Raw genomic sequence first — 20907 nt, 5'->3', positions numbered from 1 at the left:
GAAAGGCATAGCGGGGGTTCGTCACGTTTGTTTCAGTGCCACTCGGAGCTCACTGACCAGTCGCTCTCGTTCGTCGTTGGACTGTCGAACTGCCTGGTGAATTGTTGCCACCGTCAATGCGGCCACAGTGCGAGAATTCATCGTGGTGATTGCGTCGGTAATCCGTAGATCGACCAGAGCGCCCAGCCCGTCGACAGTCGCCGTGACTATCCCACCCTCGCTCGAGACGACTGCCCGCAGAGCGCCGACCCCGTCGACGGCGTCCTGCAAGAGTCCGGTCCGGTGTTTCGCCAGCTCCATGATTCGATCAATCTCGCTCATATCGAACGCATCCAGCTCGACGGAAGGATCTGGCCCTCGGCGGCGTCGACATCGGCCAGTTCGTCTCGGGTCGCGAGACCGAGCCGATCGAGGATCGCTGCCGGGACTCCGGTCTCCTCGAGCTCCACACGATGGCGGGCGCCGGCCTCGATCGCTGATTTCGAGCACAGTGTGAGTATCTGTTGCGCCAACCGTTCCCCGCCGTACCGCAGTTCCTCCTGGCTGATCCGCAGGTCCACGGGAATGGCGTGTTCCGTGGCGCGGACCGCGATGGTTCCAGCGCGGTTGACGGAGACGGCTGTGATGATCGGCGGTGATTCCCGCATGTTCTCGTTCATGTTTCCTGTCATTCTGTCGGACGGTAGAAACCGTGAAAGCCCATGCCGCTGTTCGTGGTTCGGATGGCGCTGATTTCGACTGGGTCGCCGGCTTCGATCATCTGGCCGCCGCCAATCACCATCGCGACGTGGCCGTCCCAGACCGCGAGGTCGCCCGGCATCAGATTGTTCTGATCGACCTGGTTCCCGATTCCCTGTTCCTGAGCCAACCTCGGAATATCGACTCCGGCCTGGCCGTACGCCCATTGCGTCAGACCACTGCAGTCCAGACCGACTCCGGGTGTCGTGCCTCCCCAGGCGTACGGGACACCCTGTTGAGTAAGCGCGTTGCGTACGGCAGCAGCGGCCTCGGCGTTCGGTGCGGTGGCAATCGAGCCGTCGGGAAGTTCGACCTCTACTCCACCGACGGAACCAGAACCACCGACGGAACCGGAACCGCCCGCCGACTCGGAGACTCCAGGTGCGGGATCGGGTATCGGGACGGACGGGACGAGTGCGGACATCTTGTCGGTCGACCCCGCCAGCTCACCGCGTACCCGCTCGATAACCGATACCGCGCGTCCGAGGTGCTCCAACGCGGCCGACAACAACATCAATTGGCCCGTCGGTGTCATCAGCGTCGGCCCGGCCTTGATCGCGAGTGTCAGAAACGACTGGAGAATCTCACCGAGTTCGGTCATTCCCGCGTACACGGACGTTGTTGCTTCGTCCACGACGCCGGCGATGTCGGTCCCACGATCGGCGAGGTTTCGCGTCGACGTCTGCGTCTGCTCGGTTTTGGTCACCGCAGCGGTGAGTGCCGTGGACGAGCTCTGAGAGGACGCCAGTTCGCTCAGAGCAGCGCTTCCCAATTGGTATGCGATCTCGAGGGCGTCCGTAGCGATTCGGATGCCGACGTCGGGTCCACTTGCGCTGGGGACGCCAGTCCCGACAATGTCGACCAGATCGATGATCGGTCGTGCGAGTGCGTCGACGTCGATCATGAGTGTGCGGCTTCAGCGAGAGTCGTTCGTACCGATTCCTCGGAGTCGAGATAGACGGCGTGAGCGTCGCGGGTGGCTGACTGGACGCTGGAGATCACAGCGGACAGTCGATCGATGTCGTCGATGTGCGCTTGCTGTGCTCGGCTCGCGACATCGACGAAGTCGCCGCCGATCAGCCCCAGCACAGCGGACAGAGCCAAGTGATCGCCACCCGCCGCGTCCTGTCGAGCTTGCGCGACGTTGTCGGCAACAGTGCCCAACCGCGTGGCGAACTCCGCGATGCTTTCAGTGTCCAGATCCAGATTTGTCAACTTGTCTTCCCCCCGTTGCGCTTACTCCTTCTTGGACGCCGCGCGGGGTGCTCCGGTTCCCGAGGAACTATTCTGATGGTCATGCAGACGCACGTAGTCGACCATCCGCTCGCGGCGGCCCTCTTGACGACAATGCGTGATGCACGCAGTGAGAACGCAACTTTTCGTTCCGCACTTCGCAGGCTCACGCACATGCTGGTCTACGAGGCCATGCGTGACGCGGAGGTCGAGGAGTTTCCGGTCGACACCCCGGTAGCAGCGACGACGGGCATCCGGCTCGCGAAGCCGCCGTTGTTGGTACCCGTGCTGCGGGCCGGTCTGGGCATGGTCGAACAGGCGAGTGCGCTGATTCCGTCGGCCGGCGTCGGCTTTGTCGGAATGGCACGTGACGAAGAGACTCATCAGCCGGTTCCGTACCTCGAATCCCTGCCTGCGGATCTGTCCGGTATCCCGGTGTTCGTGCTCGATCCGATGCTCGCCACCGGTGGCTCGATGGTGCACACCATCGACTTGCTGGTCGCGCGTGGCGCGACGGATGTCACGGCAGTGTGCGTCGTGGCCGCTCCGGCCGGCGTCGACGCGCTGGCAGCGTCCGGCCACCCGGTTCGTCTGGTCATCGCGAGCATCGACGACGGACTCGACGAGAACGCTTTCATCGTCCCCGGTCTCGGTGACGCCGGCGATCGGCAGTTCGGACCCCGCTAGAGCGAAAGGGCGAAGGTTCGAAGTTCGGCCAGCCGGGCCTTCGCCTGCTCTAGTGCGTTCGCGAGGTCGTCGCGGTTCGCCACCGGGACGACAACTTCGAGATAGCACTTGAGCTTGGGCTCGGTTCCGGACGGTCGCACAACCACGCGGATCGACGGCCCGTCGAATATCACTGCGTCGGTGCGCATACCGCCGCGAACCAGGGACAAGTCCTCGGTCGTGACCGGCTCACCCGCGAGTTGGCCAGGAGGATCGGCGCGTAGTCGTTTCATCATTTCGGCGATGTCGCTCGAATCCTCGACGCGGCGGGATACTTGGTCCCCGCGATGCAGTCCGAATTCGACGGCATAGTCGCCTAGAACGTCCAACAGGGTTCTGTTGCTGCCCGCGAGGGTGGCAGCCAAGTCGGCCACCAGAACGGCAGCTGAGATTCCGTCCTTGTCCCGCACCACATCCGGATCGACGCAGTGCCCGATCGCTTCCTCGTAGGCGTAGACGAGTCCGTCGCCGGCGCGCGTGAGCCACTTGAATCCGGTGAGTGTCTGCGCAAACCTGGCTCCGCGAGCTTTCGCCAACTTCGAGAGCAGAGTCGAGGAGACGATCGTCGTCGCCACCAACGAATCTTCGGGCGCCGTGTGCAGTACGTGGTCGGCCAGGAGCACCCCGGTTTCGTCGCCGCGCAACATGCGCCACTGATCACCGTCGCGAACTCCGACGGCGCAGCGGTCGGCATCCGGGTCGAGTGCGATCGCCAGATCCGCGTCGACACTTCGGGCAAGGGCGAGCAGGCGGTCTGCGGCACCGGGCTCTTCGGGATTGGGGAACTCGACGGTCGGAAACGTGGGGTCGGGATCGAACTGCTCCGCCACGACGTGCAGGTCGTCGAATCCTGCTGCTCGCAGAGCCGCGGTCGCAGTCTCGCCGCCGACGCCGTGCATTGCCGTGAGCGCAATCCGGATCGAGCGGGCGTCGCCGTGCGGGAGGGTCGCGATGCGGGCGATGTACTCCTCGACCAGAGAATCGTCGGCCGGAATCACCGATGCTCGCGCGACGTCGGCGGCACTACCGATGCGGGCGATCTCGCTCTCGATTTCACGATCGGAGGGGGAGACGAGTTGCGCTCCGCCCGAGAGATACACCTTGTAACCGTTGTCGGCGGCAGGATTGTGGGAGGCGGTGATCTGGATACCTGCCGCTGCCCCGAGCCTGCGCACCGCGAACGCCACCAGCGGTGTCGGCAGTGGGCGGGGGAGCAGGGTCACCTCGAACCCGGCCGCTGCCATGACCTCGGCGGCGGCGAGAGCAAATGCCTCTGAACCGAGCCGGGCGTCGCGGCCGACCACAACGCGGGACCCGCCCTGGCAGCGAGCTGTCAGCCAGGCCGCCAGACCGGCCGTGGTCCGGATGACGACCGCGAGGTTCATGCCGTTGGGCCCGCCGCGCACCGGCCCGCGAAGCCCAGCAGTGCCGAACGTCAGTGGTGCGGAAAAGCGTTCGGTCAGTTCATGTTCGGAAAGGGCTGCTAATTCTGCGCGGGTAACTGGGTCCGGATCGGCGTCGATCCACTCGGTGACGTTCAGTGGTGTCACAGCTGCTCGACCAGTTGACGCAGCAGCACTCCCATCCGGGCCGCCGATGCTTTGCCCGCCGCCAGCACTTCCTGATGGTCGAGCGGGGCGCCCGTGATTCCGGCGGCCAGATTGGTGACCATGGAGATGCCGAGAACGCGGGCGCCGAGCGCACGAGCCGCGATGGTCTCGTGAACCGTCGACATGCCGACCAGATCGGCGCCGAGTGTACGAAGCATTCGAATCTCGGCCGGAGTCTCATAGTGAGGACCGGGAAGCCCGGCGTAAACACCCTCGGCAAGGTCCGGGTCGATCGAGCGAGCCAGCGCACGCAGTTCCGGCGAATAGGCGTCGACCAGGTCGACGAACTCTGCGCCGACGAGGGGAGAGCGGGCCGTCAGGTTCAGGTGGTCACTGATCAGCACCGGTTGACCGACTGTGTAGTTTTCGCGAATACCGCCGGCCGCATTGGTGAGGATGACCGTGTCGGCGCCGGCAGCAATGGCTGTCCGGACCGGGTGGACGACGGTACCGAGATCGTGGCCCTCGTATGCGTGCGCGCGCCCGAGCAGCAGCAGAACTTCGGTGTTTCCGACGCGCACCGAACGAATGGTGCCCGCGTGACCGAGCGCGGACGGTGGGGCGAAGCCAGGAAGATCCGCCATCGAGACTTCGGCTGTCACGTCCGCACCGGCGTCGCCGAACACGTCTGCGGCATCGGTCCACCCCGACCCGAGCACGATGGCGACTGACGGTGACGAAGAGCCAGTCATGGCGGACAGAGCAGCGGCGGCGGCCTCGGCGATCGTTCCCATGTGAGCAACCCTACTGAGGAGTCGGGTCGGTTCGCCGGGTGAGTTGGCGGGCGTTACTCTCCCATCCATGCCTTATCTCGAACGCGACGGCGACGTATTCATCCTGTACCTCGGCAACGAGGGCGAAACGGACAACGAGAACCGCTTCGGCCCTGAGTGGATCGACGCTGTTCACAGCAAGTTGGACGAGGTCGAAGCGCACGAGGGGCCCGCAGCCCTGGTGACCACCGCGACGGGCAAGTTCTACACGAACGGCCTGGACACGACGTGGATCTTCGGCAATCTCGACGGTCTGCCCGGCTACCTGGACAAGGTCCACACCATCTACAGCCGTTTGTTGACCTTCCCGATGGCCACGGTCGCGGCCGTGCAGGGGCACGCGTTCGGCGCCGGCGCCATGCTCGCGTCCTCACACGATTTCCAGATCATGCGCGCGGACCGCGGCTTCTACTGCCTCCCCGAGGTCGGACTGAACATGCCGTTCACTGTCGGCATGTCAGCACTGTTGAACAGTCGTCTGCCCAAGCAGACGGCAGTCGACGCGATGACGACGGGGCGTCGATTCGGCGGCGCCGACGCGCTTGCTGCCGGCATCGTGCAGGAAACGGTCGACGGCGACGGAGTACTCGCCGCAGCAGTGACCAAGGCGTCGGCACTGACGTCGACTCACGGCAAGAACTTGGCGGGAATCAAGGCAGGCATCCACCGCGATGCGCTTGCGGACCTCGCTCAGGTGACTGACAAGAGCAACTTCTCCTTCGGGTGAGACAATGATCGCGTGAACCAGAATGTCGACAGCGCAGTCAGGTCCGTAGAGGCTGATCTGATTGCGCTGTCGCATTCGATTCACAGCGATCCGGAACTTGCCTTCGAGGAGTTCCGCAGCGCTGCCAAAGTGTCGGACCTGCTGGCGCAGCACGGTTTCGCGGTCACTCACGGGATCGTCGATCTGCCGACGGCCTTCGATGCCACCTACGGCAGTGGAGAGTTGGTCATCGCGATCTGCGCTGAGTACGACGCGCTGCCCGAGATCGGTCATGCCTGTGGGCACAACATCATTGCCGCCGCCGCGGTCGGGGCCGGCATCGCGTTGGCTACCGTGGCCGATGAACTGGGGATCACAGTCCGAGTGATCGGTACTCCCGCGGAGGAAACCGGTGGCGGCAAAGTTCTGATGCTCGAGCGTGGTGCATTCGACGGCGTCGGCGCGGCCATGATGGTTCATCCAGGACCGATCGACATCATCGGTGCCACCTCGCTGGCCCTGGCGGACATCGCCGTCAGCTATCACGGTCGCGAAGCGCACGCCTCTGCTGCGCCGGAATTCGGTCGTAATGCCGCCGATGCCGCGACGCTCGCGCAGGTGGCGGTCGGACTGTTGCGCCAGCACCTCCAGCCAGGGCAACAGATTCACGGAATCGTCAGTGATGGCGGCACTGCTCCCAACATCGTTCCGGCTCGGTCCGAACTGCTGTACTACCTGCGTGCCGAGACGGCCGCGTCGTTGGCCAATCTGTCCGAGCGTGCCGACGCCTGCTTCGCCTCGGGCGCACTCGGCACCGGATGCACCCACGAAATCCGCACGGTATCGCCCACTTACACCGAGTTGACCCCCGATCCGTGGCTGGCGGCGGCGTACCGTGAACAGATCGTCGACCTCGGGCGGGTGCCACTGGCAGCGGAATGGGAGCGCTCCCGTCCACTGGGTAGTACGGATATGGGTAATGTGACCAATGTGATTCCGGGAATTCACCCGGTCATAGGCTTGGATTCATCGGGGGCAGTGACACATCAGCCGGAGTTCGCGGCCGCGTGTATCACCACCTCCGCAGATCGAGCGGTAGTCGACGGTGCAATTGCGTTGGCCCGCACTGCTGTCCGGGTAGCGTCCGATCCAGAACAACGCACCCGTCTGTTGGAAGGGGTAGATCGCCGGTGAACGCGGCAATCGACACGTGGATTCACGCGCACACCGACGACCTCGTCGCGTGGCGTCGACACATCCATGCCAACCCGGAGTTGGCTCGCCGCGAATACGCGACCACCGAATTCGTCGCGACCCGCCTCACCGCCGCTGGGCTGTCGCCGAAGATCCTTCCCGGTGGCACCGGGCTCACGTGCGACATCGGACCTGAGGGGCCGCGAATCGCACTTCGCGCCGACATGGACGCTTTGCCGATGCAGGAGGCGACCGGGGCGACGTACTCGTCCACGGTCCCCGGTGTGTCTCATGCATGCGGGCACGACGCCCACACCACCATCCTGCTCGGCGCCGGATTGGCTCTGGCCACGCTGCCCGAACTTCCCGTCGGGGTTCGGCTGATCTTCCAGCCCGCCGAGGAAGTCATGCCTGGTGGTGCACTCGACGTCATCGCTGCCGGCGCGCTCGACGGCGTGTCCAGAATCTTTGCTCTGCACTGCGATCCGCGACTCGAGGCAGGCCAGGTCGGAATGCGTCTTGGCGCGATCACCTCTGCTGCAGACACGATCGAGGTCGTTCTCGACTCTCCGGGTGGGCACACGTCGAGGCCGCACCTGACCACGGACCTCATCTACGCACTCGGCACAGTCGTGACCGGGCTGCCGGGAATGCTCAGCCGTCGTATCGATCCGCGTACCGGCACCGTGATGGTGTGGGGTGCGGTCAGTGCAGGTCAGGCGCCCAACGCGATTCCGCAGACCGGCATGATGACGGGCACGGTACGTACCGGCGATCACGACACGTGGGAGTTGCTCGAACCGCTCGTGGAAGAAATCGTCCACGGACTGCTCGCGCCCACCGGAGTTCGCTACCAACTCAACTATCGTCGCGGAGTGCCACCGGTCGTCAACGACGAGGTGTCCACTCGGATGTTCGAGGACGCCATCGCGACCGTCGGACAAGATGCTTTGGCGGACACCCCGCAATCCGGTGGTGGCGAAGACTTTTCGTGGTACCTCGAAACCGTGCCGGGTGCCATGGCGCGGCTCGGCGTGTGGTCGGGTGAAGGCGATCAGCTCGACATCCACCAACCCACTTTCGATCTCGACGAGCGTGCACTCGGCGTCGGTGTGAAGGTTCTGACGAGCCTGGTTCTGGGATAGTTCCGGTTCCCGTCGGGGGTACCGTTTTTCGTGTCGTTCGAGTGAAGGTACGGGCATGTCCATAGGTGTGGGAGTGCGAATCGGCACATTGGTGTCGACGGCTGTAGTTGCGTCCAACGATCCGGGTTCGGCCGATCCGGTGGTGTTGGTCAGGGACACGATTCTCAATCAACGCAAGGACGGAACGACCGTGCTCGGCGGTACCGAGCAATTGGGTGCCGGCCGTGAATTCTCGGAATCATGGTCAGGTTTTGTCGGCCGTGTGGGGGACCCGAGTGGCGTCTCCGGAACGGCCGATACCCGTTACCGCGCCGAGGATTTGGTGGCGACGTCGATTCGCTGCCTGTTGCAGGAATGCGAGCCGCTGCCCGATCGTGGTGGTCGAAGTGGGGGAGCGCCCGACATCGTCGCGACCTACCCGTCGCGCTGGGACTCGTCCACAGCGGCCCTCATGCAGGATTCACTGGTCTATGCAGGCCTCGAGCGGGTCACTCTCGTCTCGGACGCCGAGGCGGTCTCGGCGTGGTTCGAGTCGGAAATCGCGGCACTCGCCGGCACGCTCATCGGCATCTATCACGTCGACGACACCGGGGCAGCGGTCACGCTGGTGCGTTCGGGCGTCGCCGCCGGCCGCGCATTCGGCTTCGCCGGCGACGGGAGTTCACCGAGTTCACGCCTCGCGACGGCACTAGGTGCGTTCGGTTGGATGCCGGAGAACCTGGACGCCGTAGTCGTCACCGGTGACGGAGAACCGGCGACAGACAAAGCAGCCATGATGTCCATAGCGGCCGGAATCGCCGAAAAGCTCGGTGTCAGATGTGAACTCGGGCCCGGACCGGAGCAGTCGGCCGCGCTGGGGGCCGCAATTCTGGCTGCCGGTTTCACCTCGACGTCGCACACGATCGTTCCGATCGGTTTGCCGCCTTCACACGACGTGACGGAGGTGTTCGACACTCTCGGACGTGAGAAGGTGGCGGCTGAAACTGCAACCGGGGTGGCAACAGTCGAGCCGGAAACTGCAGTTGCCGCAGGCGAATCGGAGTCACGCGGTTCCAAGCGTGTGCTCATCGGCCTGACGATTGTGGTGGTACTCGCAGCACTTGCAGTGCTCGCGTATTTCCTGCTGCTTTGAGCAGGACAGCTATCTAATCGGTAACACCGTTACCCGGACCCACGTTGCGGCTGTTTCTCGTCCGCAACTCTCGCACGTACTCGGCCGGCGCTCCGGCAATCTCGGCGGCGTCGGCCATCACGCCGATGTAGCGGGCCGACGGCAGCCCGCCTTCGTACGCATCCATGACGTAGAGCCAAGCGAGCACCGCATCGCCTGCGGTGTCGACCCGCACGCGGATCTTGCGGTGCAGACCGAGTTCGGCACCTTCCCAGCGGTCCAGACTCACTTCGTCCTCTTCCGGGACGTCGTAGAGGACCACGAAAACACTGGAATCGGGGTCTTCGACCACGGTGGCGAGAGCCCCCTCCCAGCCGAGGTCCTCGCCGCTGAAGGTCAGGCGCCAGCCTCGCAGCCACCCTGTCCCGGACATGGGCGAGTGTGGGCAGCGCAACAACATCTGCTCGGGATGCATGTTGGAACCGTAGGCGGCATAAATCGACACGGGCGCAAGCCTAAACCGTGGTCCGAGGGTGTGGCGAAGCGGACCACCGGACGCAAGTAATCTGGTACAAGCACTGCGCGACACGTGGTGCTCGAATAGCGTGACACTGGTCGACGGGAGACCCCTGCCGGCCACGCGAGGACTTGGAGGACACATGACCCGGATCGTGATCATCGGTGGCGGACCCGCCGGCTACGAGGCGGCACTGGTAGCCGCGCAGCACGGGGCCACGGTCACCCTGGTCGATTCGGACGGCGTCGGCGGCGCGTGTGTGCTGTTCGACTGTGTCCCGTCGAAGACGTTCATCGCGTCCACCGGAATCCGCACCGACATGCGTCGTGCATCCGACCTCGGCATCACTCTGGATCCGGAGCAGGCTTCGGTGTCACTGCCGAAGATCCACTCCCGAGTCAAGAGTCTCGCGTTGTCCCAGTCCTCGGACATTCGCGCACGGTTGCAGACGGTCGGCGTCGAGGTTCTCTCCGGCACCGCCGAACTGACCGATCCGCTCCTCGGTATGGCAGCACACCAGGTTCGCGCGACGCTCGGAAGCGGCGAGCAGAAGACCATCGACGCAGACGTCGTGTTGATCGCCACCGGCGCCAGCCCCCGCATCATCCCGGGAGCCGAGCCCGACGGTGAGCGAATCATGACGTGGCGTCAGCTCTACGACTTGGACGAGCTGCCCGAGCACCTGGTCGTGGTCGGTTCCGGTGTCACCGGTGCCGAGTTCGTCTCCGCCTACACCGAGATGGGCGTCAAGGTCACACTCGTGTCCAGTCGTGACCGTGTTCTGCCCGGCGAGGATGCCGATGCGGCGCTCGTGCTCGAGGACGCCCTCGCCGAGCGCGGTGTCACCCTCGTCAAGCACGCCCGCGCAGACGCCGTCGAGCGCACCGAGAAGGGCATCATCGTCAAGCTCTCCGACGGCCGCACGGTCGAAGGAAGCCACGCTCTGATGACCGTCGGTTCCGTCCCCAACACCAACGGTCTCGGCCTGGAGCGCGTCGGCATCGAGTTGGACAAGGGTGGATACCTGCGTGTCGACCGGGTCTCGCGCACCACGGTTTCCGGTATCTACGCCGCCGGTGACTGCACCGGACTGCTCCCGCTCGCGTCGGTGGCTGCGATGCAGGGACGTATCGCGATGTACCACGCACTCGGTGAAGGTGTCAGCCCGATCAAGTTGAAGACCGTCGCATCGGCCGTCTTCACGCGCCCCGAAATTGCAACGGTGGGTGTTTCGCAGGCCGCGATCGACAACGGAGAGGTGCCTGCTCGCACCGTCATGTTGCCGCTCAACACCAACCCGCGCGCCAAGATGTCCGGTTTGCGCCGCGGCTTCGTGAAAATCTTCTGCCGCCCGGCTACCGGTGTGGTCATCGGCGGTGTTGTGGTCGCGCCCACCGCTTCGGAACTCATCCTGCCGATTGCGATTGCCGTGCAGAACAACCTGACGGTCAACGACCTGGCTCAGACGTTCTCGGTATACCCGTCGTTGACCGGATCGATCACCGAGGCAGCTCGTCAGCTCATGCGTCACGACGACCTGGACTGAGAACGGACCAGAGTCTTCTTACAATGTGAGAAGTCTGTTTCACATACTGAAGTATTGGTGAGATAGTCGAGATACCGACCGAATCAAGGGTCGGTATCTCGGCGCTCTCCCGCCCCGTTGACCCAGGACGGCTCAGGGTGTTTTCCTCTGACCTTCATTCTGCGTGCCTGGGAGCTTCACATGACACACGCCGCGCTGTCCGCTCGTATGGACGGACTCCGTAGTTCTGCAATTCGCGATCTGCTCACCTTGACTGCCCGACCCGACGTCATCAGCTTGGCCGGCGGACTACCCGATCCTGATTTCATTCCGCGGGAACGAATCTCGAAGGCAGCCCACGACGCACTCGGTGACCCCTCGTCCGTTCAATACGGCGAGACGTCAGGCCTGCGGCGCCTCCGTGAGGTGATCGCCGAGCGCGAATCCTCCAAGATCGGGCGGGCACTCGACGTGTCCGAAGTTGTGATCACACACGGTTCTCAGCAAGGTTTGAGCCTGCTCGCGCAGGTCCTCCTCGACGCCGGTGACGTTGTGGTCGTGGAGGAACCGGCATATACCGGTGCGCTGCAGGTCTTTCGGACGGCGCAGGCTCGTCTCGTCCCCGTCCAGTTGGACGAGGACGGAATGGACACCGACGCGCTCGAGGCGAAACTCGCCGCCGGTCTTCGGCCCAAAGTTGTGCACACCGTGAGCAATTTCCACAACCCGCGGGGCGCGGTGCTTTCGGCGCAGCGGCGAGCGCACTTGGCGGCACTGGCGGACCGATACGGGTTCTGGGTTCTCGAGGACGACCCGTACGGCGAACTGTACTTCGGCGAGAAACCGCCCGCACCGCTGGCGGCGTTGTCGGACAGGGTGATTCGGCTGTCCAGTGCTTCCAAAGTGTTGGCACCGGCGCTGCGCGTCGGCTGGCTGCACGGCGACCGAAAGGTCTGCGAGGCGGTCGAACTGATCAAGCAAGGCGCTGACCTGTGCGGGTCTTCGCTCACCCAGCAGATCGCCGCAGACCTCTTCTCCGACGTCGAATGGTTCGAAACGCACCTCGACAAGCTCCGGGAAGGCTACGGCGCCAGAGCGAAGGCGCTGGTCACGGCCGCCGAGACGGAATTGAGTGGGCGTGCACGCTTTTCCGAGGTCCGTGGCGGGATGTTCTGTTGGATGGATTTCGTCGACGACGTCGACACCACCGAACTCCTGGGTGCCGCGCTCGAGCATGGCGTGGCATTTGTCCCAGGTTCGGCCTTCGCGGTCGAAGCTGACCTCGGTCGAAGCGCTCGATTGTGTTTCGCGACGTATCCCGAAGCCGTGCTGGTCGATGCCGTCGGCAGGCTCCGGAAGAGTGTTACCGCAGGTACAGCCTGACCTTGTCGATAGTGTTGCGGAGCAGATCGATCTCCGTGCTCGATGGTGGGGTGGTGACGGTGACGTGATCGGCGACGGCGAGGTCCCATCCTGTCGATTCCCTGACCTGATCGACCGAGATTCCCTCGTGGACGCTGGTCAACTCCAATTCGCCGCCGGGGCCCTGGTGTGTCAGGACGCCGAGGTTGGTGAATACCTTGGTCACTCCTGCGCCTGCCGGCATGACGCCCTTACCGCTGGCGTGGGCGCGGGCGGGGCTGGGTGAGGTGCAGAAGTCGAGCTCGGCCGGAAAGGAACTGAGGTCGTGGCGACGCATCACGACGAAGATCTCGGCGGCGTTCGCGATGATCTCGACGGCCCCGCCTGCTCCGGGCAGTCTGACCGTCGGGTTCTTCCAGTCACCGATGAAACTTGTGTTCAGACTGCCCGTTCGATCGATTTGGGCGGCCCCGAGAAATCCGACGTCGACGTTGCCACCTTGCAGGACGTAACCGAAGAGCGCGGCCATGCTCAGCACGGATTCGGCACCGGAGACAACCACGGAGTCCGCGATACCCTCGGCCATTGCCGACGGATGTGCACCGCACACTCCGGATTCGTAGATCAGCTCGACGTCCGGATTCGACGTGTGCCGCGCGAGATCGACTGCGAGCGTGGGTAGTCCAACTCCGGCGAAGACCCGGCGCTTACCCGCCAATTCGCGTGCCGCGACGGCGACGATCGTTTCGGTGGAGGTGGTGCTACCGGTGTCGATCGTGGTGGTCATAGTCTGCTCCCGTAGTCGACTGGTGTGGAGAGTTTTGGTCCGACCTCGAGATCCGACCAGTAGTCGGCTCCGAGTTTGGCGAGATACTCGCCGTGACTGTCGAGTGCGTACACCCATTCGTCGAGCCAATTTCTCAGCCGTGAAGGGTCTTTGGAGATTTCAGTCCAGCGTCGGTAGAAGCCGCAATCGCGGTCGTAGTATCCCTGCGCGTACGACGGGTGTGCGCCGCGCGGGCAGACGACAACCGCGTCGACTGCATGCGAGGGAATCAGAGTTCGGCTCGGGTCTGACCTGATGACCTCGTCGTCGACCAGTTCTTCGACAACGACGATTGCCTTCTTCGCGGCGTACACGGCCTCTTGCTGCACCCCGGCGATGCCCCAGATCTGCGCGTTCCCGGACGTGTCCGCTCGCTGTGCGCCGATGATCGTGACATCCGGATTCAATGGCGGCACAACGTAGACGCTCCCGCCGCCGTACGGGTCCTCGACGAGTCTCAGTTGTGGGTTGAGTGCGGGTAGATCACTACCGGCGTACGACCGTAGCGGGAAGAAGGGAAGCCTGGCGGCTCCCGCCTGATACCGGCACACCATGCCGTAATGGCTGTATTCCTCGACTTCGAGGGGGAGCGGGTCCTGGTTCTCGATGCGTCTGCGTAACTCGTACAGAGAACCTGCGGAGCCGCTGGCGAAGAACGAAGCGACCAGCTTTCGGACGCAGCCGGCGGCGACGAGTTGATCGGAAACGATGTCCGGCGTCATCCGGCACAGCGTGAGGTCCTTCCTGCCCTGCCGGATGATCTCGTGTGCCGCGGCAAATGGAATGAGATGCGAAAAGCCCTCCAACGCAACAGTCATTCCGTCGCCGACGTATCGACCGATAGCCTCTTTCATCGAGAGCGTCTTGTCCACGTGTGTACCTCTTCTTACGTTCTCGCGCACTTGGTCGGTTTCGGAAACTTGACATGGTCGGCCGGTGTGGCGCAACAATGTCGGGTGGAAATTCATCAGATCAACGCATTTCTCGCGGTGGCTGAGGAGCTACATTTCGGCCGTGCGGCTCAGCGGCTTCGGATTGCGCAACCGCCGCTGAGTCGAACCATCAGGCAATTCGAGAAACAGCTCGGTTCGCCGTTGTTCGATCGAAGTACTCGAGCTGTGCGGTTGACTGCTGCCGGTGAAGCACTGCTGCTTCCGGCGCGCGAAATTCTGGACGCGTGCCGGATGGCCGAGATCGCGGTATCCGCGGCAGGCCAGGGAACGACAGGTCGCGTTCGTCTGGGCTTCGCGGGAACCTCGTCGCACCTACTCGTCGGGCGGTGGGCGAAATTGGTGAGAAAGACGAATCCCGGTATCGAATTTGTGCTCGACAGTTCCGCTTTCGCGAACGAGGCGTTGTTGATGTTGCTCGATCGACGCCTCGACATCGGGATGGTCCGGTGGACCGTCCCGCCGCTCGGGATCACGTCGAGATTGATCGCCGAGGAGAACTTTCTGGTTGCCATGTCGAAAGACCACCCGTTGGCGTCGAGGGAATCGGTTCGGTTGATCGAATTGGAGTCCGAGAATTGGGTGACGCTTCCGGCGGAGCCGGGTTCGATTCTGCGGGAGTCTCTGCTCACTGCGTCGAAGAACGCAGGGTTCCTGGCTCGAATCGTGCAGACGGCACCGGATTCGATGTCGTTGATCGCGCTGGTGTCCGCGGAAATCGGATGCTCTTTGACTATTTCGTCGGTGGCCCAAAGCATCGTGAACCCTGATGTTGTCTTTGTTCCCGTCATGGATCCACCTCCTCCCCTTCAACTGCGTATCGCCTGGCGAGATGGAGACGACAGACCTGCTCTTCTCGAAGTGTTGAAATTGTCCGAGCAGGCGCTGCCGTCCCTGGCTTAGACGGTTGCCCTCCCGGTAGGAATTTCACCCGCTTCGGACTTCGGCGAGTTTGCAGTATCGGCAAGAGCGTTCTCGAGTTCGAGTTCGTCGTAATCCGCTTGCTCGGCCGTCGAGAGTTCGCTTGCGTTGTAGCCGGTACGTCGGAGCAGGAGAAGGGTGCAGATCAGCGAGACAAGTGCGTACAGTCCGGACACGATCGCGACCCCGACGATGTTGCCTGACGTGTTGAGCATCCACTGCGCCAGTACCGGAGTTCCGCCGCCGACGACAAGGGAACACAGTTGATACGCCGTCGACAGACCCGTGTAACGGATGTTCGCAGGGAAGGCGCGAGCGAGAACGCCGGCGATGGCGCCGTAGAACATCGAGTGCGGGATCGTGGCGAGACACATCGCAACGACTGCGATGGTGAAGTTCCCGGTTCTGATGGCAAAGAACATCGCGGGCATGAGAACGAACTCCGGTATCACCATCAGGCACATGGCCTTCCGCATGTCTATCTTGGAAACCAGAACGGCCCCGAACGGTTGGACGATGAACTGCACGACAAGTGCGATCGCGATAGCGGCGAGGAATGTGCCGCGGTCGTATCCGAGTTCTTTTGTAGCCCAGGACAATGCGAAGGTGTTCTTGAAATAGGTGACCTGGGCGAGGGGGAGTGCGCCGGCGCCGAGGAGAACCAGCACCCAGTGCTTGCGTAATACTTCGGCGAGCGGAAGTTTGACGACCTTCTTGCGGGCGAGAACGGCCTTCATCTCGTCGGACTCTTCGAGTTTCAGGCGAATGATCATGCCGAGGATGACCAGGCCTGCCGAAACGAGAAAAGGGATTCGCCAGCCGTAGAGAAGGAATGACGGCGTCGGCATCGAGGACAGCAGGAAGAATGCGATGGTCGCCAACAGATTTCCCGCGGGCGAGCCCTGCTGAGCGAACGCGGAGTAGAGGATGCTCTTGCCCTTCGGTGCGTTCTCGCTGGCGATGAGTACCGCGCCACCCCACTCACCACCGACCGCAATTCCTTGGATCACGCGAAGGGTGACCAGACCGATCGGGGCCCACATGCCGACCTGCCCGTAGGTGGGGAGGAGTCCGATCCCGACAGTGGCGACGCCCATCATCATCAAGGTGATGACCAGAGTGTTCTTGCGCCCGATCCGGTCGCCGAGATGGCCGAAGATGATCCCGCCGATCGGCCTGGCGAGGAAGCCTGCCCACAGGGTGATGAAGGCGAGGAGCGTGCCGACTCCGTTCGGCAGTGTGTCGGAGAAGAAGATCTCGCCGAATACCAGGGCAGCAGCGGTGCCGTAGATATAGAAGTCGTACCACTCGATGGTGGTTCCGATGAATGAAGCGATACCGGCTCTTCGTGCCTTGGCGTTGATCTCCTCGGAACTGCGAGTGGGTGAACTCATGCGTGGCGACCTTTCTCTGCAACATTCGCGGCGCCGAAACGTGGCGCGCCTGAATGAGATTCGCAGAGTGGTGTAGGTCACGTCCAATACCAACTTGGTCGCCTATTGATACCTCAGGAGTATCAATAGGCGACCATGATCAGCTCTTCCGGTATGGAAGGATCGGGGTGATTACTCGGACCAGTTGTACGTCCGCTCGACGGCCTTGTTCCACTCCGCGTACAGCCGTGACCTTTCGGATTCGTCCATCGCCGGTTCCCAGGTTTGGCCGACGGCCCAGTTGTTGCGGATGTCTTCGGTGTCGGCCCAATAACCGATGGCGAGGCCCGCTGCATACGCAGCGCCGAGTGCTGTCGTTTCGTTGACCACCGGGCGGATGACGGGAACTCCGAGGATGTCCGACTGGAACTGCATCAGGGTTTCGTTGACCACCATGCCGCCGTCGACCTTCAGCGCGGACAGTTCGACTCCCGAATCCGCACGCATGGCGTCGATGACCTCACGGGTTTGGTATGCCGTCGCCTCGAGCGCCGCGCGAGCCAGGTGTCCCTTGTTGACGAACCGCGTCAGGCCGACGATCACGCCGCGTGCATCCGGTCGCCACCGGGGTGCGAACAGTCCGGAGAACGCGGGTACGAAGTAGGCGCCGCCGTTGTCGTCGACACTCGCGGCGAGCGGCTCGATGTCCTTGGCGTTCTGAATGATTCCGAGATTGTCCCGAAGCCACTGGACCAAGGAGCCGGTCACCGCGACGGAACCTTCGAGTGCGTAGACGGCAGGGGCTTCGCCGAGTTTGTAGCAGACGGTCGTCAGCAGTCCGTGCTTGCTGTGCACCGGCTTCGTTCCGGTGTTGAGAAGCATGAAATTGCCGGTGCCGTAGGTGTTCTTGGCTTCACCCTCGGAGAGGCAGGCCTGGCCGAATGTGGCTGCCTGCTGGTCACCGAGGATTCCGGCGACCGGCACACCGGCGAGATTGCCGCGAGGACGGCCGGTGCCGTAGACCTCGGACGAACTACGGATTTCCGGGAGCATCGACATCGGGATTCCGAAGTCCGCGCAGATCGATTCGTCCCACTGGAGGGTCTCGAGATCCATCAGCATCGTGCGTGACGCATTGGTGACATCTGTCACGTGAACACCGTCGGTCAGGTTCCATACGATCCACGTGTCGACGGTGCCGAAGCACAATTCTCCGGCCTCCGCTTTGGCTCTCGCGCCGTCCACGTTGTCGAGAATCCACCGGATCTTCGGCCCGGCGAAGTAGGTCGAGAGTGGCAGTCCGGTCTTGTCTCGGTACTTGTCCGGACCCTCGTCGCCGCCCAGTTCGACACACAGTTGATCCGTGCGCGTGTCCTGCCACACGATCGCGTTGTAGATCGGCTTGCCCGTCGAACGCTCCCAAACGACGGTCGTCTCACGCTGATTCGTGATTCCGACGGCCGCGATGTCGGCTCGCGTGAGGTCGACCTTCGCGAGAGCACCGGCCACCACCTCCCGGGTGTTGATCCACAGCGCAACCGGGTCGTGCTCGACCCAACCGGCACGCGGGAAAATCTGTTCGTGTTCTTTCTGCGCAACGCTCACCACGGCGCCGTCGTGATCGAAGATCATGCAGCGGCTCGACGTCGTGCCTTGGTCGATGGCGGCGATGTATTGATTCACTGTGCTCCTATGTTCGGGCGCGTTCGCAGTTATCCGTGCGCTGTCGCAGTATGTGGATCAAGCTACTAGCCTGTAAACGGATTCGTCGTCGACTTACAGGAGACCGGGTTGAGTAAGCAGCAAGGTGCGCAGTTTCTCGGCCCGCAGCAGCGTGAAGCTGCTTGGGAACAGCTTCAGACCGAGCAATTCGACGTCGTCGTTGTCGGCGGCGGTGTTGTCGGTGTCGGGGCTGCGCTCGATGCGGCCACCCGCGGACTCAAGGTTGCGTTGGTCGAGGCCCGTGACTACGCATCCGGCACGTCCAGTCGCTCGTCGAAGATGTTCCACGGCGGTCTCCGCTATCTAGAGCAACTCGAATTCGGCCTCGTTCGTGAAGCATTGCGTGAGCGCGAACTCTCGCTGACCACGCTCGCTCCGCACCTGGTCAAGCCGCTGAAGTTCCTGTTCCCTCTGGCTCACCGAGTGTGGGAGCGCCCGTACATGGCGGCGGGAATCTTCCTCTACGACCGAATGGGCGGCGCAAAGTCGGTCCCCTCCCAGAAGCACTTGACGCGGGCGGGCGCACTACGCATGTCGCCGAGCCTCAAGCGCAGTTCGCTGACCGGTGGCATCCAGTACTACGACACCGTCGTCGACGACGCTCGGCACACCATGACCGTCGCACGGACCGCTGCACACTACGGCGCGGTCGTCCGAACGTCGACGCAGGTCGTCGGCTTTCTGCGGGAAGCGGATCGGGTCTCGGGAGTTCGTGTTCGGGACTGCGAAGACGGCCGTACCGCCGAGGTCAAGGGTCACGTCGTCATCAATGCGACCGGTGTCTGGACGGACGAGATCCAAGCGCTCTCACGTCAGCGCGGACGGTTCCGGGTGCGAGCGTCGAAGGGCGTACACATCGTCGTCCCGCGCGATCGCATCGTCAGTGAAGCCGCCATCATCCTGCGTACCGAGAAGTCGGTGCTGTTCGTCATTCCGTGGGGCAGTCACTGGATCATCGGCACCACTGATACCGACTGGAACCTGGATCTCGCACATCCGGCGGCAACCAAAGCAGATATCGACTACATCCTCGGCCACGTGAACTCCGTCCTGGTCACGCCGTTGACGCACGCCGACATCGACGGTGTGTACGCCGGCCTGCGTCCGCTGCTTGCCGGTGAAAGCGACGAGACGTCGAAGCTCTCGCGCGAGCACGCCGTTGCCCGTGTGGCTCCAGGTCTGGTCGCCATCGCCGGCGGAAAGTACACGACGTATCGGGTCATGGCGGAAGACGCCGTCGACGTCGCAGCAGAAGACATTCCGGCGCGGGTTGCGTCGTCGATCACGGAGAAGGTACCGCTCGTCGGCGCCGACGGATACTTCGCGTTGATCAACCAGACCGTGCAACTGGGCGAGCAGTACGGCTTGCATCCGTATCGCGTCAAGCACCTGCTCGACCGCTACGGTTCGCTCATCACCGAGGTCCTCGAACTCGGCCGGCAGACACCGGAGTTGTTGCAGCCCATCACGGACGCGCCCGATTACCTTCAGGTCGAAGCTGTGTACGCCGCCGCGGCCGAGGGGGCACTGCACCTCGACGACATCCTCGCCCGCCGTACGCGTATCGCAATCGAATATCCGCATCGTGGTGTCAACTGCGCACAGCAGGTCGCCGGATTGGTTGCCCCGATTCTCGGTTGGGATGCCGCCACCGTCGAACGCGAGGTCGACACGTACCGAGCGCGTGTCGAAGCCGAAATCGAGTCTCAGACCCAGCCGGACGACGAGTCGGCCGACGCATTGCGCGCCGCAGCGCCGGAGTCGCGGGCCGAGATCCTCGAGCCCGTCGTCGTGGTGCCGGATCGGGTCTGAGTCGCCTGTCGTTTGTTCTCGGTCTGTCGCGGGTAGGCGGATGGCGAATCACCACCCGTGTCAGCACAGACCGGTCGAGCGTCGCCCAGGAGGATCTCAATGTTCGGTAATCGGTCGCGATCTGCTGAGGAACACATAGCTACCGGCTATCTGGTCACTCACCTGTGCGGGGCGATGGTGGGGCTGCAACTCTCGCGGTCACTCGCGGACTCGTACGGTGCCTGGGCCGACGGTGAGCTGGATTCGTTGCCGGGTGAGCTCGAGTACGAGATCGAGCAGCTGCTGCAACTGATCGAGGACACCCAGGGCATATCTCTGCCGCGGTACTCCAAGATCGACGCGACGGTCAATCGGATCAGACGTCTCGTCCATGTCGACGCCATCTGGCGTAATCGCCTCGTGAAGTTGGCAACGCTCGAGATCATGCGGACCGCGCTGTGCGGCAAGAGTGCGATGTGGGAGGTCCTGCGAGACATTCCGGCCGGGGAGACCGAGGAGCAGTACCGCGAACTCAACGACCTGGTGTCCAAGCAGATCACCACGGTCACGGCGCTGCATCACCGCGCAGCTACGGAGGCTTTTCAGGGGACGGACGGGCGGGAATCGGCGAGCGGCGGCGACCCCATCAGGTCGAGTAAGTAAGGTTTGTACCGTTCGATGAAG

At 63.3% G+C, this 20907-nt stretch carries 21 protein-coding genes; 10 read left to right on the top strand and 11 right to left on the bottom strand.

Features of this window, described 5'->3' with window-relative positions:
• Positions 1-21: 21 nt before the first annotated feature.
• From AC2ETI_RS05255 to AC2ETI_RS05240, 4 genes are read right to left on the bottom strand one after another with little or no spacing between them, the layout of a single operon-like run.
• The gene (locus AC2ETI_RS05255) at positions 22-321 is read right to left on the bottom strand and encodes a YbaB/EbfC family nucleoid-associated protein (RefSeq protein ID WP_021332523.1); all 300 of its coding nucleotides are present in this window, start codon (positions 319-321) and stop codon (positions 22-24) included.
• A complete protein-coding gene (locus tag AC2ETI_RS05250; RefSeq protein WP_483633630.1) occupies positions 318-671 on the bottom strand; it encodes a hypothetical protein in 354 nt (117 codons plus the stop codon). The genes AC2ETI_RS05255 and AC2ETI_RS05250 overlap by 4 nt, the downstream gene beginning before the upstream one ends.
• A complete protein-coding gene (locus tag AC2ETI_RS05245) occupies positions 668-1642 on the bottom strand; it encodes a C40 family peptidase (RefSeq protein ID WP_483633629.1) in 975 nt (324 codons plus the stop codon). Before AC2ETI_RS05245 ends, AC2ETI_RS05250 begins: the two co-directional genes overlap by 4 nt.
• Positions 1639-1953, bottom strand: a complete 315-nt coding sequence (locus AC2ETI_RS05240; protein ID WP_483633628.1) for a type VII secretion target — start codon at positions 1951-1953, stop codon at positions 1639-1641. Before AC2ETI_RS05240 ends, AC2ETI_RS05245 begins: the two co-directional genes overlap by 4 nt.
• 81 nt (positions 1954-2034) lie before the next feature.
• Here AC2ETI_RS05240 and upp point away from each other — a divergent pair, with 81 nt between their 5' ends.
• The gene (gene upp / locus AC2ETI_RS05235) at positions 2035-2658 is read left to right on the top strand and encodes a uracil phosphoribosyltransferase (protein WP_007727319.1); all 624 of its coding nucleotides are present in this window, start codon (positions 2035-2037) and stop codon (positions 2656-2658) included.
• Here upp and AC2ETI_RS05230 read toward each other — a convergent pair.
• Together AC2ETI_RS05230 and AC2ETI_RS05225 are read right to left on the bottom strand one after the other, a co-directional pair.
• A complete protein-coding gene (locus tag AC2ETI_RS05230) occupies positions 2655-4247 on the bottom strand; it encodes a phospho-sugar mutase (RefSeq protein WP_182262351.1) in 1593 nt (530 codons plus the stop codon). The genes upp and AC2ETI_RS05230 overlap by 4 nt on opposite strands.
• Complete coding sequence (locus tag AC2ETI_RS05225) at positions 4244-5041, bottom strand: purine-nucleoside phosphorylase (RefSeq protein WP_020907041.1); 798 nt, start codon at positions 5039-5041, stop codon at positions 4244-4246. Before AC2ETI_RS05225 ends, AC2ETI_RS05230 begins: the two co-directional genes overlap by 4 nt.
• A gap of 67 nt (positions 5042-5108) precedes the next feature.
• On the opposite strand from AC2ETI_RS05225, the gene AC2ETI_RS05220 reads away from it, so the two are divergent.
• The 4 genes from AC2ETI_RS05220 to AC2ETI_RS05205 are packed head-to-tail and all read left to right on the top strand — an operon-like array spanning position 5109 to position 9257.
• A complete protein-coding gene (locus AC2ETI_RS05220) occupies positions 5109-5807 on the top strand; it encodes an enoyl-CoA hydratase-related protein (protein WP_019747702.1) in 699 nt (232 codons plus the stop codon).
• Positions 5808-5819: 12 nt separating this feature from the next.
• Complete coding sequence (locus tag AC2ETI_RS05215; RefSeq protein WP_020969164.1) at positions 5820-6980, top strand: M20 family metallopeptidase; 1161 nt, start codon at positions 5820-5822, stop codon at positions 6978-6980.
• Entirely contained in the window at positions 6977-8125 is a 1149-nt protein-coding gene (locus tag AC2ETI_RS05210) for a M20 family metallopeptidase (RefSeq protein WP_003940741.1), read from the top strand. Before AC2ETI_RS05215 ends, AC2ETI_RS05210 begins: the two co-directional genes overlap by 4 nt.
• 55 nt (positions 8126-8180) lie before the next feature.
• The gene (locus AC2ETI_RS05205) at positions 8181-9257 is read left to right on the top strand and encodes a hypothetical protein (protein WP_020907043.1); all 1077 of its coding nucleotides are present in this window, start codon (positions 8181-8183) and stop codon (positions 9255-9257) included.
• 13 nt (positions 9258-9270) lie between these two features.
• On the opposite strand, the gene AC2ETI_RS05200 is transcribed toward AC2ETI_RS05205, so the two are convergent.
• On the bottom strand, positions 9271-9741 hold the full coding sequence (locus AC2ETI_RS05200; protein WP_003940753.1) for a gamma-glutamylcyclotransferase family protein: 471 nt from the start codon (positions 9739-9741) through the stop codon (positions 9271-9273).
• A gap of 154 nt (positions 9742-9895) precedes the next feature.
• Between AC2ETI_RS05200 and AC2ETI_RS05195 the strand changes: the two genes are divergently transcribed.
• Positions 9896-11299 carry an NAD(P)H-quinone dehydrogenase gene (locus AC2ETI_RS05195; RefSeq protein ID WP_020969166.1) on the top strand — a complete coding sequence of 468 codons (1404 nt, stop codon included), beginning with the start codon at positions 9896-9898 and terminating at the stop codon, positions 11297-11299.
• A 180-nt stretch (positions 11300-11479) separates the two neighbouring features.
• Positions 11480-12661, top strand: coding sequence for an aminotransferase-like domain-containing protein (locus tag AC2ETI_RS05190; RefSeq protein ID WP_019747706.1), 1182 nt, complete (start codon positions 11480-11482; stop codon positions 12659-12661).
• Here AC2ETI_RS05190 and AC2ETI_RS05185 read toward each other — a convergent pair.
• Both AC2ETI_RS05185 and AC2ETI_RS05180 read right to left on the bottom strand, forming a co-directional pair.
• On the bottom strand, positions 12642-13427 hold the full coding sequence (locus AC2ETI_RS05185) for a CoA-transferase subunit beta (RefSeq protein ID WP_483633627.1): 786 nt from the start codon (positions 13425-13427) through the stop codon (positions 12642-12644). The genes AC2ETI_RS05190 and AC2ETI_RS05185 overlap by 20 nt on opposite strands.
• Entirely contained in the window at positions 13424-14338 is a 915-nt protein-coding gene (locus tag AC2ETI_RS05180; RefSeq protein WP_020907046.1) for a CoA transferase subunit A, read from the bottom strand. Before AC2ETI_RS05180 ends, AC2ETI_RS05185 begins: the two co-directional genes overlap by 4 nt.
• Before the next feature lie 84 nt (positions 14339-14422).
• Between AC2ETI_RS05180 and AC2ETI_RS05175 the strand changes: the two genes are divergently transcribed.
• Positions 14423-15319, top strand: a complete 897-nt coding sequence (locus tag AC2ETI_RS05175) for a LysR substrate-binding domain-containing protein (protein WP_483633626.1) — start codon at positions 14423-14425, stop codon at positions 15317-15319.
• Here the strand turns inward: AC2ETI_RS05175 and AC2ETI_RS05170 are convergent.
• Together AC2ETI_RS05170 and glpK are read right to left on the bottom strand one after the other, a co-directional pair.
• Positions 15316-16731: an MFS transporter gene (locus tag AC2ETI_RS05170; RefSeq protein ID WP_259118863.1), complete on the bottom strand. Its 1416-nt coding sequence runs from the start codon at positions 16729-16731 to the stop codon at positions 15316-15318. The two genes, AC2ETI_RS05175 and AC2ETI_RS05170, sit on opposite strands and share 4 nt — an antisense overlap.
• A 171-nt stretch (positions 16732-16902) precedes the next feature.
• The gene (gene glpK / locus AC2ETI_RS05165; protein WP_019747711.1) at positions 16903-18393 is read right to left on the bottom strand and encodes a glycerol kinase GlpK; all 1491 of its coding nucleotides are present in this window, start codon (positions 18391-18393) and stop codon (positions 16903-16905) included.
• Positions 18394-18501: 108 nt separating this feature from the next.
• Here glpK and AC2ETI_RS05160 point away from each other — a divergent pair, with 108 nt between their 5' ends.
• Both AC2ETI_RS05160 and AC2ETI_RS05155 read left to right on the top strand, forming a co-directional pair.
• Positions 18502-20244, top strand: coding sequence for a glycerol-3-phosphate dehydrogenase/oxidase (locus tag AC2ETI_RS05160; protein WP_047890264.1), 1743 nt, complete (start codon positions 18502-18504; stop codon positions 20242-20244).
• Positions 20245-20343: 99 nt separating this feature from the next.
• Positions 20344-20886 (top strand): hypothetical protein, encoded by a 543-nt coding sequence (locus AC2ETI_RS05155; protein WP_021332531.1) that lies wholly within the window; start codon positions 20344-20346, stop codon positions 20884-20886.
• The last annotated feature ends 21 nt before the right edge of the window (positions 20887-20907 follow it).

Source organism: Rhodococcus sp. MurmanLake-1 (genome assembly GCF_056945715.1).
The sequence above is the reverse complement of the archived record's forward strand: the minus strand, read 5'-3'. Positions and strand labels throughout refer to the sequence as shown.